At 66.9% G+C, this 14,661-nt stretch carries 13 protein-coding genes; 1 reads left to right on the top strand and 12 read right to left on the bottom strand.

Annotation, left to right across the window (positions count from 1 at the left end; translation table 11 throughout):
- Window positions 1–57: 57 nt before the first annotated feature.
- The 7 genes from mreD to rpsO form a co-directional block, all read right to left on the bottom strand.
- A complete protein-coding gene (gene mreD, locus WG208_RS06500) occupies window positions 58–567 on the bottom strand; it encodes a rod shape-determining protein MreD (RefSeq protein WP_337170525.1) in 510 nt (169 codons plus the stop codon).
- On the bottom strand, window positions 567–1,718 hold the full coding sequence (gene mreC, locus WG208_RS06495) for a rod shape-determining protein MreC (RefSeq protein ID WP_337170524.1): 1,152 nt from the start codon (window positions 1,716–1,718) through the stop codon (window positions 567–569). The genes mreD and mreC overlap by 1 nt, the downstream gene beginning before the upstream one ends.
- A gap of 15 nt (window positions 1,719–1,733) precedes the next feature.
- Entirely contained in the window at window positions 1,734–2,771 is a 1,038-nt protein-coding gene (locus tag WG208_RS06490; protein WP_331048527.1) for a rod shape-determining protein, read from the bottom strand.
- 226 nt (window positions 2,772–2,997) lie between these two features.
- Window positions 2,998–4,113: an alanine dehydrogenase gene (gene ald / locus WG208_RS06485; protein ID WP_337170523.1), complete on the bottom strand. Its 1,116-nt coding sequence runs from the start codon at window positions 4,111–4,113 to the stop codon at window positions 2,998–3,000.
- A 98-nt stretch (window positions 4,114–4,211) separates the two neighbouring features.
- The gene (locus tag WG208_RS06480) at window positions 4,212–5,567 is read right to left on the bottom strand and encodes a pitrilysin family protein (RefSeq protein WP_337170522.1); all 1,356 of its coding nucleotides are present in this window, start codon (window positions 5,565–5,567) and stop codon (window positions 4,212–4,214) included.
- Complete coding sequence (locus tag WG208_RS06475; protein ID WP_337170521.1) at window positions 5,476–7,671, bottom strand: polyribonucleotide nucleotidyltransferase; 2,196 nt, start codon at window positions 7,669–7,671, stop codon at window positions 5,476–5,478. The genes WG208_RS06480 and WG208_RS06475 overlap by 92 nt, the downstream gene beginning before the upstream one ends.
- Before the next feature lie 81 nt (window positions 7,672–7,752).
- The gene (gene rpsO / locus WG208_RS06470; RefSeq protein ID WP_012683254.1) at window positions 7,753–8,013 is read right to left on the bottom strand and encodes a 30S ribosomal protein S15; all 261 of its coding nucleotides are present in this window, start codon (window positions 8,011–8,013) and stop codon (window positions 7,753–7,755) included.
- Window positions 8,014–8,126: 113 nt separating this feature from the next.
- Between rpsO and WG208_RS06465 the strand changes: the two genes are divergently transcribed.
- On the top strand, window positions 8,127–9,725 hold the full coding sequence (locus tag WG208_RS06465) for a serine/threonine-protein kinase (RefSeq protein WP_337170520.1): 1,599 nt from the start codon (window positions 8,127–8,129) through the stop codon (window positions 9,723–9,725).
- 312 nt (window positions 9,726–10,037) lie between these two features.
- Here WG208_RS06465 and WG208_RS06460 read toward each other — a convergent pair whose 3' ends face one another.
- The 5 genes from WG208_RS06460 to WG208_RS06440 form a co-directional block, all read right to left on the bottom strand.
- Window positions 10,038–10,442 (bottom strand): hypothetical protein, encoded by a 405-nt coding sequence (locus WG208_RS06460; protein ID WP_337170519.1) that lies wholly within the window; start codon window positions 10,440–10,442, stop codon window positions 10,038–10,040.
- Window positions 10,443–10,541: 99 nt separating this feature from the next.
- On the bottom strand, window positions 10,542–11,729 hold the full coding sequence (rseP, locus tag WG208_RS06455; protein ID WP_337170518.1) for an RIP metalloprotease RseP: 1,188 nt from the start codon (window positions 11,727–11,729) through the stop codon (window positions 10,542–10,544).
- A gap of 5 nt (window positions 11,730–11,734) precedes the next feature.
- Entirely contained in the window at window positions 11,735–13,015 is a 1,281-nt protein-coding gene (gene dxr / locus WG208_RS06450; protein WP_337170517.1) for a 1-deoxy-D-xylulose-5-phosphate reductoisomerase, read from the bottom strand.
- Complete coding sequence (locus WG208_RS06445) at window positions 13,012–13,875, bottom strand: phosphatidate cytidylyltransferase (RefSeq protein ID WP_337170516.1); 864 nt, start codon at window positions 13,873–13,875, stop codon at window positions 13,012–13,014. The genes dxr and WG208_RS06445 overlap by 4 nt, the downstream gene beginning before the upstream one ends.
- Window positions 13,872–14,621, bottom strand: a complete 750-nt coding sequence (locus WG208_RS06440; RefSeq protein ID WP_337170515.1) for an isoprenyl transferase — start codon at window positions 14,619–14,621, stop codon at window positions 13,872–13,874. Before WG208_RS06440 ends, WG208_RS06445 begins: the two co-directional genes overlap by 4 nt.
- Window positions 14,622–14,661 lie beyond the last annotated feature (40 nt).

Below are 14,661 nucleotides of genomic sequence, written 5' to 3'. Positions count from 1 at the left end.
CCTCAACGAACACAGGGCACCATCGCGCCGGAACGATCCGACGCACTCAGAGGGTCTTCAGAGGGTCTGCGGTCGATACAACGGACGGAACATCACCAGCAGCAACACCGCCACCGCCGCCGTGAGCGCGGCCGACAACGGTGACCACACCAGCAACGCGATCACCAGGGAGATTCCGGATGATACACCGGTCAGCAAGGTGAGTGCGATGTCCAGCACCCATTTGCCGAGAAAGACGAACAACCCCGTGAGTCCCACGTGGTCGGCAAAAAACACGGCCTTGAGCCAGGAGGCGCCGTAGCCGATGAGCGTGAGCGCCAGCGCGTGCGCCCCGAAACTCCCCGGCGCCATGGCATCGAGTGCGAGGCCCACCAGGAAGCCGGTCACCGCGGCCAGTCCCGGACGCATGCGCACGGCCGAGAAGAGAATGGCGATGAGGGCAAAATCCACATCCACTCGCGCGGAGATCAACGGGCGCACGCCAAAGTGCGCCGCGATGAGCAGTGCAAAACCGATCCAGGCACGGGCGACGTTCGCCGCGCCCGACGGCGACTGGGGAACGGCCATCAGCGCCGGGCCTCCGCATCCCACTGCGCATCCCACTGCCTATCGGCGTCGGGTGGCGGGCCGGTCTGTCGTGCGCGGGCGATGCTATCGGCCCGCTGCCTGGCCCGCACGCTGTCCGCCCGCAGACTGTCGGCGCGGGTCATCACGCGTGGCGCCGGTCGTGTGCTCAGACCGCCGCCAATGGTATCGGCGGCCGCCAGACTGTCGGCCAGTTGCGCGGCGAGGGCCGCGCGTCGCGCCGCGAGTTCGTCGAGGGCGGCCTTGCGGGCCAGTGAATCACCGGCCGCCGCCACGGCGCGGGCCGCACTGTCCGCCGCGGCCACGGTGGTCCACACGCCGTTCACGCCGCGTTGCGCGCGGGCCGGCAGCAGCACCAGCACCGGACCGATCGCTTCGGGCAGCACCGACGGCTTCACAAGATATGTGCGCGCCCACTTCTCGGGAGTGTTCACTTCACCGATCACGGTGCCCACGGGAATCCCCCGCGGATACGTGGCGCCGAGGCCGGAGCTCACGATGAGCGTCCCGGAGTCGAGCTTGGCGCGGAACGGCACCCCGCGCATTTCCAGCAGCCAGCGTTCGGCGCCCGCTCCAAGATGCGGTTGCACGATGCCGAACGCGCTCTGATCGATGCTCATCGCGCTCACGCGAAAATCGGGGTGCGCCCACGTGATCGCAAAACTCGTGGTGTGATCGACGCTCTCCACCATGCCCACGAGGCCATCGGCCGTCACCACCGGCAGAAACGGCTGCACGCCCGCATCACTGCCCGTGGTGAGTGCGATGGTGAATTCATCGCCCGCCCGCGACGGCAGCAGTTCCGCGGGCACGAACCCATCGCGCAGCCGCGCGGAGAGTCCGATCAGCCTGCGCAGCACGGCATTCTCGTCGGCCACGGCGCGCACACTCAGCGTGTCCGCGGTGGCCCGTCCGCGTGTCTGCAGCAATGCATCACGCGACGCCACCGCCGCGCGGACCGACGCCGCCTGCCCCTCCAGCACCACCAGCGGGGCGAGCACCGTGGTGCGTAACGTCGCCGCGGCCTGTTCCCGCGTGCGACGCGACATCAGCATCGCGAGCGCCGACAACACGACACAGACCAGGACCAGCACCGTGTCGAGACGCCCTTCACTGCGAACCGTGCGGGCCACGCGCTCAGCCCGCGATCAGGTGGTGAGAACCGACCAGTACTTCTCTTCGTCGTCGAGGATCTTGCCGGTGCCGCGCACCACGCACGTGAGCGGATCCTCGTCCACGTGAATCGGCAATCCGGTTTCCTGCGACAGCAGCACATCGAGACCACGAATGAGCGCACCACCGCCGGTCATCACGATCCCACGATCGACGATGTCCGACGCCAGTTCGGGCGGCGTGATTTCGAGTGCGCGGCGCACCGCATCGACGATCTGCTGGATGGGTTCCTGCACCGCTTCGCGGATTTCGCTCGAATGCACACGCACCGTCTTCGGAATGCCGGAGACGAGATCGCGGCCCTTCACTTCCATCTCGCGTTCATCGCCCACCGGATACGCCGAACCGATCTGGATCTTGATCTGCTCCGCCGTGGGCTCGCCGATCAGCAGATTGTAGTTCTTGCGCATGAACTGCACGATGCTGATGTCGAGTTCATCACCACCCGTGCGGATGGACGTGTCGCTCACGATGCCCGACAACGCGATGACGGCGATCTCGGTGGTGCCGCCGCCGATGTCGATCACCATGTTGCCCGTGGGCGACTCGACCGGCAGGCCGACACCGATGGCTGCGGCCATGGGTTCCGTCACCATGAACACTTCCTTCGCGCCCGCGCCCAGCGCGGAATCGCGCACCGCGCGCTTCTCCACTTCGGTGATGCCCGACGGCACACACACGATCACGCGCGGCTTCACCTTGAAGACATGCTTGTCGATGACGAGCGTGAGGAAATACCGCAGCATCTTTTCCGTCACGTCGAAGTCGGCGATGACGCCGTCCTTCATGGGCCGCACCGCCATGATGCCGTCGGGCGTGCGCCCCAGCATGCGTTTGGCTTCGAGGCCGACGCCCTTGATCTTCTTGGTCTCGCGATCGAGCGCCACGACCGAGGGTTCGTTCAGGACGATGCCTTCGCCCTTCACGTAGATCAGGGTGTTCGCGGTGCCGAGGTCCACGGCGATGGCGTTCGCCGGGAAGAACGAGTTGGACTTGCTGAAGGGCCAGAACATCCAGAGATCACGGGGCGGCGTGGCCCTCTGCAGGGGACGCCTCGATGAAATGCGACGAAGTGCGACAAATGCTATCGCGGTAAAGTACCGGAGCACGCGAAAGCGGACAAGCCGTTGTGGGATCGTGACCTAGCACACCACCTGGCATACCGCATGGCAGTTCCGGAAAGAACGAACCGCAGGACCGACCGGCGTCGATCCTGCGGTGGACCACCCAACGACCGGATCAGGCCACGAAGCTGGCCGGGTCGGTCATCTCCATCCCGAACGCGTCGGCAACACCACGATAGGTCACCTGACCGGCGGACATGTTGAGCCCCTTGAGCAACGCGCCGTTGTCCTTCAGCGCCCGCTTCCAGCCCTTGTTGGCCAGCTGCAGCGTGTACGGCAGCGTGGCGTTGGTCAGGGCCAGCGTGGACGTGCGCGGCACCGCGCCCGGCATGTTGGCCACGGCGTAGTGGATGATGCCATCCACCGTGTACGTGGGGTTCTCGTGCGTGGTGGGCGTGATGGTCTCCACGCAGCCGCCCTGGTCGACGGCCACGTCGACGATCACGGCGCCGGGACGCATGCGGGCCAGGTCGGCCTTGCGCACCAGCTTGGGGGCCTTGGCGCCCGGAATCAGCACCCCGCCGATGACCAGATCGCAGGTGCTGATCTGCTCGATGATATTGTGCCGGTTGGAGTGGATGAGCTGCACGTTGGCCGGCATCACGTCCGAGAGGTAGCGCAGACGCTCGAGCGAGAGGTCGAGCACCACCACCTTGGCCCCCAGACCGGCGGCCATCTTGGCGGCATTCACGCCCACCACACCGCCGCCCAGGATGACGACCTTGGCCGGCGCCACGCCCGGCACGCCACCCAGCAGCACCCCACGCCCACCGTACAGCTTCTCGAGGTACTTGGCCCCCTCCTGCACCGCCATGCGGCCCGCCACCTCCGACATCGGCGTCAGCAGCGGCAGCTCACGGCTGGGCAGTTCCACCGTCTCGTACGCGATGCACGTGGCACCGCTCGCCAGATGCGCCTTGGTGAGCGCTTCATCGGCGGCGAAGTGGAAATACGTGAAGAGCGTGAGATCGGCGCGCAGATGCTGCCATTCGCTGGCGATGGGCTCCTTCACCTTGAGCAACAGTTCGGCCTTGCCCCACGCGGTGGCCGCGTCGGGCACGATCTGTGCGCCCACGGCGCGGTATGCTTCGTCGTCGAAACCGCTGCCGATGCCGGCGCCCGTTTCGACAAAAACCTCGTGCCCTGCCGCGGTCAGCGCTTCCGCGCCCGCGGGAACGAGAGCCACGCGATTCTCATTGGTCTTGATCTCTTTCGGTACGCCGATGCGCATAGTCGAGGAGGGAAAAAGAGGAGTGAACAGCGATCGTGAACAGCGTGTGTGCCTGGCGATGACGACGTCAACGACGACGTCGTCATCCGGCGGGAAGGTCAGCGGACGGCTTGCGGGCCGAGGCTGACCAGGATGTGCCGGTCGGGGTCGAAAAAGTCGTGCGCCACATCCCGTACTGTATCCTCGTCGATTGCATCGACGAGCGCCATCAGTTCATCGACGGAACGGAACGGTTCGCCGTAGAGGGCCGTCGTCGCCGCCCGATACATCCGTGATGAGACCCCTTCCATGGAAAGTACCAGCTGGCCCCGGAGTTGTCGCTTGCCGGCCACGAGATCCTCTTCCGGCAGGCCATGCGTGGCCACCTCGCGCAGCACGTCCCGCACGGCATCCAGAGCTTCCTGTGCGCTTTCCGGCGCCGTGGCGAGATACACGCCGTGCGCGCCGGTGTCGGCAAAGGCGCTGCTGAACGTGTGCACGCTGTAGGCGAGGCCCAGTTCCTCGCGCACACGCTGAAACAGCCGCGAGCTCATGCCGCCACCCAGCAGCATGTCGACCAGCGCGAACGCATACCGCCTGGGATCGCCATGCGCGAGTCCGGGACCGCCCAGCACGAGATGGGTCTGCGCGATGTCCTTGCGCATCACATGCTCGGCGTGGGGTCCGGCGGCTTCGACCGGATCGAGCGCGAACGGGGTCATGTCACCCCGCGCATGGGACAACCACCCGGCGTGATCGAGCACGTCCAGCAACTGATCGTGCTCCACACGTCCCGATGCGGCCACCACCAGGCGGCCGGGATGATAGGCCCGCTCGTGCAATGCCCGCAGGTGCGAGACGTCCAGCGACTTCACCGTTTCCCGGGTGCCGAGAATGGCGTAGCCGTGGGGATGATCACCCCACACCGCGCGATTGTGCACGTCGAAGATGATGTCGTCGGGGGTGTCCTCGACCATGCTGATCTCTTCGAGGATCACCTTGCGCTCGAGCGTCAGATCCTCGTGCCGCAACAGCGGTTCGAAGATCAGCTCTCCGATGACCGACGCGGCTTCGCCCAGATGTTCGTCGAGCACGCGCGCCTGATACGACGTGTGTTCCCGCTCGGTGTAGGCATCGAGGGAACCGCCGAGGGTCTCGAGCGACAGCGCGATCTCCTGGGCCGACCGTGACCGGGTGCCCTTGAAGACCATGTGCTCGAGGAGATGCGACACGCCCATTTCCTCCGGGCGCTCGTGCAACGTCGCGGCCCGGACCCAGGCCCCGAAAGCAACCGACCGTGCTCCCGGAACTGCCTCCGAGAGCACGGTCAGTCCATTGGGCAGGTCTGTCCGGTGCAACTGGGGCGCGTTGGCGCCCGCTGTGTCAGCGCCGATCGCGACCACCACCGTTCCGTCCACCGCGTCCACCACGATCGCCACCGGACCGTTCGCCGTCTTCACGACGGGGACGTTCACCCTGCGGCTCATCGGGCATGCCTTCGGGCTTCGGCAGCAACGCCTTCATGCTGAGGCGCAGACGGCCGCGCTCATCACGATCGACGAGCTTCACGGTCACCCGGTCGCCCTTCTTCACGATGTCCTCAGGCTTCTCGACCCGCTCCCAGCGCATCTCGGAGACATGGAGCAGCGCTTCGGTGCCCGGCATGATCTCGACGAACGCGCCGAACGCGGTCACCGTCTTCACGGTGCCTTCGTAGGTCTCGCCCACCACCGGTTCGGCGGTGATGGCCATGACCATCTGCTTGGCGCGCTCCATGCTCTCGCCACCGACGGCGGCGATGGTGACCGTGCCGTCGTCCTCGACGGTGAGTTCGGCGCCGGTCTCGTCCTGGATGCCGCGGATGTTCTTGCCCTTGGGGCCGATGAGTTCACCGATCTTGTCGACCGGGATCTGCACCGTCACGATGCGCGGCGCGTACTTGGAGAGTTCTTCACGCGGCGCGGCAAGCGCCTTGTCCATCTCCCCCAGAATGTGGAGACGGCCGGCCTTCGCCTGCGACAGCGCCTGCTCCATGATCTTGAGGTCGAGCCCCTCGATCTTGATGTCCATCTGGATGGACGTGATGCCTTCCTTCGTGCCCGCGACCTTGAAGTCCATGTCGCCGAGGTGATCTTCGGTGCCCAGGATGTCGGTCAGGATGGCATACCGCTCGCCTTCCTTGATGAGGCCCATGGCGACACCCGCCACCGCGGCCTTGAGCGGCACACCGGCGTCGAAGAGCGAGAGCGAGCCGCCGCACACCGACGCCATCGACGACGAGCCGTTCGACTCGAGCACGTCGGAAACGATCCGAATGGTGTACGGGAAGTCGGCGAAGTCGGGGAGCACACCCTGCAGCGCCCGTTCGGCCAGGTTGCCATGGCCGATTTCCCGGCGGCTGGTGCCGCGCATCGGACGCACTTCACCCGTGGAGAACGGCGGGAAGTTGTAATGCAGCATGAACGACTTGGTCGTTTCACCGGCCTCATCGATCGTATCGAGACGCTGCGCATCCTTGGCGGTGCCCAGCGTCGCGGCGACCAGCGCCTGGGTCTGACCGCGCGTGAAGAGCGCGGACCCGTGCGAGCGCGGCAGCACGCCGGTGTCGATGGAGATCGGCCGCACTTCGGTGGGCAGACGCCCGTCGACGCGACGACCGCTGTCGAGCACCTGCGAACGCAGCTCGTGGTATTCCACGTCACCCAGGATGGTGTGAATATCCTTGGCGTTGTCGGGGAATTCGGCCAGCAGCCCTTCGGCCAGTTCGCGCTTGGTGCGCTCGACGGCTTCGATGCGGGTGTGCTTGTCCTTCTGATTGAGCGCTTCGCGGATGCGGCCCGAGGCCAGATCCTTCACACGCGTGGACACGCCCTCGGGCGTTTCCGCCTTCACCCACTCCATCTTGGGCTGCCGCACCTTGGCGAGCAGTTCGTCCTGCATGGCGATGAGCTCGCGGATGCCATCGTGCGAGAGGCGCAGCGATGCGAGCACGTCCTCTTCGGACACCTCGAGCGAGCCGCCTTCGACCATCACGATGGAATCCTTCGAGCCGGCCACGACGAGCTCCATGTCGGAGAACTCGAGCTGCTGGAAGGTGGGGTTGAGCACCCAGTGTCCCTGCACCCGACCCACGCGCACGCCGGCGATGGGGCCGAGGAAGGGGATCTTCGACGCGTTGAGCGCGAACGACGCGGCCACGAGGGCCAGCACGTCGGCGTCATTCTCCTGGTCGGCGGAGATCACGTAGATGAAGACCTGGACCTCGTTCTTGAACCCTTCCGGGAAGAGCGGGCGGATGGAGCGATCGATGATGCGGGCCGCGAGGATCTCGTGATCGTGCGGGCGCCCTTCGCGCTTGATGAAACCGCCCGGGATCTTGCCGGCGGCGTAGGTCTTCTCTTTGTATTCGACGGTGAGCGGGAAGAACGGCAAGGGGCTCTGGTTCTCGCTCACGGTCACCGCGGCGAGCACCATCGTCTCGCCGAACTGGACCACGGCGGACCCGGCGGCCTGCTTGGCCATCCGGCCGGTCTCGATGACCAGGGGGCGTCCCGCGAAGGTCCGCTCGATTCGATGCATCATCTGCTTTTTAGCCTCATGAGAACGCAAATCGCGCGGGTGGCATGGTTGCCCCCGCGCGACGACGTAACGCGATCCGGCTCAGTACCGGAGTCCAAGGTCCTGCACGAGCGTGCGATACTGCTGCACGTCCGTACGCTTGAGATAGTCGAGCAGACGGCGGCGCTTGCCCACCATCTTCAGGAGTCCACGGCGACCGTGGTGATCCTTTGCGTGCGTACGGAAGTGGCCCGTCAGGTAGTTGATCCGCTCCGTGAGGATTGCGATCTGTACGCGGGTCGATCCGGTGTCCCCTTCGTGGGCCCGGAATTTGTCGATCGTGGTAGCCTTGTCGAACGCCATCGTCGTTGTATTCTCAGCCGTTCTCGCGCATGTCGTGCGCAACGTTTTTCGCGCGCAATTGCAGGTAGCATGGTAGCTTACTCCACTCCGCCCGATCTGTAAAGGACCACCGCGTGCCCGACCGCTATCTGGGGCGTACCATCGGCAAATACCGAGTCACCCGGCTCCTGGGCACGGGTGCCTTCGCGTGGGTCTATGAGGCGGTCGACCAGGATCTCGAAATCCCGGTCGCGCTCAAGGTCCTGCGTCCGGAGTTTGCCGGTCAGGAGGCCGCCGAGAGCCGCTTCCGTCGGGAGGCGGCCACCGCTGCCCGGCTGCGCCATCCGAACATCGTCACCGTCCGCGACGTCGGACAGATCGATGGCACCGCCTTCGTGGCCATGGATCTCTATCCGGTCACGCTCGGACGGCGTCTCGCGCTGGTGGACCGTCTGCCGGAGCCCGAGGCCGTACGCCTGGGCATCGGGATCGCGGCCGCCCTCGCCGTGGCGCACGCCAGCCAGATCATCCACCGCGACATCAAGCCGGACAACATCCTCGTCGATGGCGACGGCGAGGCGGTCGTGGCCGATTTTGGGCTCGCGCGGGCGCTCACCGGCTCCAGTGGCATGAGCGCCACCAATCAGGTCCTGGGCACGCCGCACTATTTCAGCCCCGAACAGGCGCGCGGGCAGGAGCTCGACGGCCGGAGCGATCTCTACGCCCTGGGCGTGACGTTGTACCGGACCGTCACCGGGCGGGTGCCCTTCGATGGCGAGGACTGGTACGCGGTCGCGCGTCAGCACATCGAGGACATTCCGCTGCCCCCGCGCACGATGGTGCCCGCACTCACGCCCGAGTTCGAGCAGGTCATTCTGCGTTTGCTGGCCAAGACACCCGAAGAGCGGTTCACGTCGGCCATGCAGGTGGTGGATGCGCTGGCGGCGCTTTCCACGGCACCCGAGCGCAGTGCCTCGGCGCGCCGCATCGGTTCGCATACCGTGGACGCCTTCCGCGCCCCCGATTCCCCGCGACGCTGGTGGTGGCTGGCGGCGGTGGCCGTGCTCGTGCTGGGTGCCGCCTGGGGCGCGAATCACTGGCGCGTGCCGCCGGTGCCGACCCGCACTGCCGACTCCACCGCCCTCACGGCCGACAGTGGCACCGCGGTGCAGGTCCCGATCGATACGCCAGCCACTCAGCTCCCCGCGCCGGTGCCCAATCCGGTGCGTCCGGCCGATGACCGTCCAACCCGCCCGCCGCGTCCCGCCAGCAGCCTCGCCCACCTGGAGGTGACGGCGCCGGATGTCGCGGAGCTCTATGTCGACAGCAAGCTCGTGGGAGTGGGCACCTGGAAGGGCGAGCGTCCCACCACGGCACCGATCACGGTGCGTGCAGTCCTGCCGCAGGCGTCCACCGAGTGTGAGACGGCCGCATACGACACGGTGTTGAAGGATCTGCACGCCGGCCAACGGGTCGTGCTCGACATGCCCGTGCGCGATTGTGCCGTCGTGCGGTACCTCATCCATCCGCGCGATGCCCGCGTGTCCTTCATTCCGCTCGATGGCGGACGGGCGCGCGAGTTGAGGGCCGACAGCGCGGCGTCGATGACGCTGCCGCAGGGTCGTTATCTGCTGCAGATCTCCGCGCCGCGTTGCAGCACGTTCCAGGATACCGTCGACGTGGTGCGCACCTCGGGATCGGCGGACATTTCGCGGAAGCTGATCTGCAGTTGAGGAGCTACTGGATGGGGGGCGGGGACGTCACCTTCGCGAGGCGACTGGGTTCGGAGCGGAGATCGTGGTTGGGGGGCGCGCCGCAAGGGTGAAGGGCGCCCTTCGGGCGCGATACCAGCAGGATCAACGGCCGGATACCAGCAGGATAAAAAGTGGCTTTGGTGTGTGCCTCCCGCCGCATTCCTGCGTTCATCCCGCAGTCATCCTGCTGGTATCCGGCTGTTCATCCTGCTGGTATCGCCGCCGCAGGCGGCCCCTCACAGTCTGTGAGTCACCCAAGACGGTCCGGACATGCTCCCCGGCGCAATCGGCTCAGGGTGTCGATGGCAGGACCACGGCGGTCTCACCGTGGCCGCCCGACTTGGCGAGCAGCGCGGTTCCGCCGCCGACCACGATCCCGGTGCCAAGTCCGACCCAGAAGGTGCGACGACGCCACCAGGGGCGTTCCGGGGCGAGAATGAGCAACACGTGGTCCCGCTTCACCAACGAGACCTGCGACGTGACTTGCGCGACGGCGGTGGCGGTATCGGAGGCCATGATTTTCACACGCGCGACGAGCGCATCGCGCTGCCGCGGATCGACGGCATACCCCGTCATGCCCGCGCGCAGCCAGCGCGCTTCCTGCACCCGGAAGATGGCCGTGCTGTCGGTGACGCTGTCGATCTCGAATCGCGGGACGTCGCGGGGGATGCGTGACAGGGCGGGCTGCGCGTCCACCGAATCCGGCAAGCCTCGGCGGCATCCGGGAATGAACGCCGCCAGACACATGCATCCGACGAACACCCGCCGCATCACCGCACACCCCTCATCCACACCTCATCGGGTGAAGAACGATCGCACGTCGTTGAATGTGACCAGGAGAATCAACGCCAGGACCGCGAGGACTCCCACCCGTGCTACGGCTTCACGCGTGCGCATGCTGAACTCGCTGCCCTTGACGCGCTCCGCCAGCACCATGAGAATCTGCCCCCCGTCGAGCACGGGAATGGGCACGAGATTCAGGATGGCGATGTTGAGGCTCAGAAAGGCGATCAGTGACCACAGCGTTTCCGCCCCGTTGCGGGCCGCCTGCACCGACGTGCGCGCGATCTGAATGGGGCCGCCGAGATTTTTCGCCGAGACCTCACCGGAGATCAGACCGCCGAGCACCTGCACCACCTCACGCGCCATTTTCCAGGTGGCTCTGGTGCCCGATGTCAGCGCGGTGCCGAGTGCCACGGGCTCCCGCACCACGGAATCGCGTACCTTGATGCCCACCCGTCCGACTTTGCGCGGCGCCCCCGTCACCGGGTCGGGCGATTCGCCCACCTGCGGGGTGAGTTCCCGTCGCAAGGCCTCCGCGCCGCGCTGCACCTCGAGAGTCACGGTGCCCGTGGTGACCGGGGCGACACGATCGAGGACCTGATCCCAGCTGCGCACCGACTCGCCATTGATGGCGACGATGCGATCGCCCGCCTGCAGGCCGGCCACCGCGGCGGGCGCGCCTGGCACCACCGAGTCGATCACCGCCGGCAGATACTGGTTGCCGTAGCGGTAGTAGATCCCGCTCGAGACCACGATGGTGAGCAGGATGTTCATCAACACCCCGGCCGAGAGGATGAACACCCGGGCGGCCGTGGATTTGTTTTCCACCCAGCGGTTGGCCGGCACGGCTTTGGGTCCGAAAGGCGCCATGCCCTGGGGATCCCAGAGCCCTTCCGGCACTTCGGCCGGACGCTGGGCGGCGCCATCGAGCGAGCCGCGGTCACCGGACGCCCCTTCGATGCCGGCCAGCGCTTCATCGTCGCGCGAGGCCATGCGCACGTACCCACCCAGCGGGAACATCGACACGCGATAGTCGGTTTCGCCGCGCCGCCAGCCGAACAGGCGGCGTCCCCAGCCCAGCGAGAAAACCGGGGCATACACCCCGGTCATCTTGGCGGCCATGAAGTGCCCGAGCTCGTGTACGAACACCACGAGCCCGAACACGAGCAGTGGTGCGATATAGACGGAAAGTGATGCCATCGTTGTCAGGACCCCACCCTGCCCTTCACGTAATCCACGTAATCACGCGCCGCGTCGTGCGCCGCATCGCGCGCGGCGGCATCCGCCGTCAGCAGCGCGTCCAGCGTATCCCCGGGCATGGCGCCCAGCGCATCCACCACCGCCGACACACACGCCGCAATACCCGCGAAGGGAAGGCGTTCGTCAAGAAAATGTGCCACGGCCACCTCGTTGGCTGCGTTGTACACCGCGGGCGCGGCGCCTCCCCGGCGCCCAGCCGTGATGCCCAACTGGAGCATGGGGAAGTCCTCGTGCCGGACGGCCTCGAACGTCAGGCCCCCCACTGCCACCGGATCGAAAGATGGTACGCCGGTGTCCGGCGCCCGTTCCGGCCAGGTCAGTGCATACAGGATGGGCAATTCCATGGACGGGACACCCATCTGGGCCAGCACACTGCCGTCCACGAACTCCACGAAGGAGTGCACGATGCTCTGCGGGTGGACCACCACGTCGATACGATCGTAGGGCACGCCGAAGAGGTGGTGCGCCTCGATCACCTCGAGCGCCTTGTTGGCGAGCGTGGCACTGTCGACGGTGATCTTGCTGCCCATGCTCCAGGTGGGATGCCGCAGGGCATCACTCACCGTGGCCCCCGCGATGGCCTCGGAACTCCAGGTCCGGAACGGCCCACCGGATGCCGTGAGGATGAGTCGCCGGACCTCGGACACGTCATGGCCCGCCAGACACTGCAGGATGGCGGAGTGCTCGCTGTCCACGGGCACCAGTTCGCCGCCATGCCGTCTGGCGGCCTCGGTGACGAGACCGCCGGCCATCACCAGCGTTTCCTTGTTGGCCAGCGCGACGCGTTTCCCCGCTTCGAGCGCGGCCAGTGTGGCGGGCAGACCGGCGGCGCCCACCACGGCATTGATCACGATGGCCGCGTCGGGGTGCGTGGCGGCCTCCACGAGGCAGTCGGCGCCCGTGCCCCAGGCCGGGGGCAGCGCTTCCTGGGAGGCCACCTGCGGGGCCACCAGGCCCGCGTAGAGGCCCGCGCCGTAGCTCTCGCAGGCGGGCGCCCACCGGACGACCTGCTCGGCCAGCGCTGCCAGGTTGCTGTGCGCCGTGAGCGCCACCGGCACGAAACGATGCCGCTGGCGGTCCAGCACACGGAGCGCACTGGTGCCGATGGATCCGGTGGAGCCCAGCAACGCCACGCCCACGGGCCCCGCCGCCGGACCCACCGGCTGCGCCGATGCCGCCGTAGCGGCACCGCTGGCGACGCTACGGACCGTAGCACCGGCCTTCATCGACCGCCGGGCGCGGGGATCAACAGCAGATCGTACAGCACGTACGCCGTGGGCAGGACGAAGAACAGCGAGTCCAGGCGATCGAGCACCCCGCCATGTCCCGGGAAGAGCGTGCCGCTGTCCTTCACGCCGGCTTCGCGCTTGAGCAGCGATTCGGCGAGGTCCCCGATCTGCGCGGCGACGCTGATCAGTACCGCGAAGATCACCAACCCAACCGGCGTGAACGCCAGTTGGGCCTTCGGAATGAGCAGCAGATGCACCAGGGCATACGCGACCCCGATCGTGGTGATCACCGCCCCGATGGCGCCGGCGATGGTCTTGCCCGGGCTCACCGATGGCATGAGCTTCCGTCCGCCGATGGCCCGACCGCTGAAGTACGCGCCGATGTCGCTGGCCCATGTGAGCACCAGCGGAAAGATCACGACCAGCGCGCCGGCCATGTCTCCGACGGCATAGTTGTGATAGCGCAGTGCATAGGCGAAGCTCAGTGTGCCGCCGGTATAGATCGCCCCGAAGATCGTGCTGGAGGTCGATGCCAGGGGCCGCCCCTCGACACCACGCAGCCAGATGCTCGCGCCCAGCGTCGCGACGGCGACGAGTGGCACGAGGGCGATGGGCATGCGGGCCACGCCGAGATAGTGCGCGTGCACCGCGATGGGAATGAGCGCCGACAACACGATGCCCAGTGGCGCCATCGGGGCCGCGCCGCTGTCCCGCGCCAGCCGGTAGAACTCCCATGCGCCGATCGCCGCCATCCCGCCGAGCAGCGTGGTGAGCGCCGCATCGCCGATCCAGATGAACCCGAGCGCAATGGGCGCACCGATGAGCGCCACGACGACGCGCCGCGCCAGTTCGTTCACGTGCTCACTTTGCCGAAACGCCGGTCGCGTCGCTGGAAATCCGCGATGGCTTCGTACAGCGCGCCGCGATCGAAATCGGGCCAGAAGAGGCTCGAGATGTAAAGCTCCGCGTACGCGACCTGCCACAGCAGGAAATTCGAAAGACGCTGTTCTCCCGACGTCCTGATGAGCAGATCGGGATCGGGGCAGCCCGCAGTGTACAGGCGCGCGCTGATCTCCTCCTCATTGATCGCGTCGACGCCGAGTCGTCCCGCGAGCACATCGGCGGCCAGCTGTCGCGTGGCGCGAACCAGTTCCGCCCGTCCGCCGTAGGAGATGAACAGATTGAGTCCGAGCTTCGTCCCCGTCGCCGTCTCGTCGACCACGCGCTTCACGGCATTCGCGGCGGGCGGACTGAGTCGCGAGAGATCGCCATGCACGAAGACCCGCACGCCCTGCTGCGCCAGTTCGGCGGCTTCGCGGGCGATGTACTCCTCGAGCAGCGACATGAGCGCCGACACTTCGGTTTCCGGACGCTGCCAGTTCTCCTGCGAGAAGGCGAACAGCGACAGCCATTCGACGCCGGCCTCGAGGGCGCCTTCCACCACCTCGCGCACGGCCTTCATGCCCGACCGGTGACCGAACGCGCGCGGCATGTGCCGTTCGCGCGCCCAGCGGCCATTGCCATCCATGATGATCGCAATGTGGCGCGGCACCGCCCCGTGCACGCGAATGCGTGCCAGCAGCGCTGACTGGGGTTCAGTCATGGCAGGCGGAAGCGGTGACGCGCACATCCACGATCGGTCC

Origin of the sequence: Gemmatimonas aurantiaca (assembly GCF_037190085.1) — a bacterium.
GTDB lineage: Bacteria > Gemmatimonadota > Gemmatimonadetes > Gemmatimonadales > Gemmatimonadaceae > Gemmatimonas > Gemmatimonas aurantiaca_A.
This window is presented reverse-complemented; position numbering and strand designations above follow the sequence as displayed.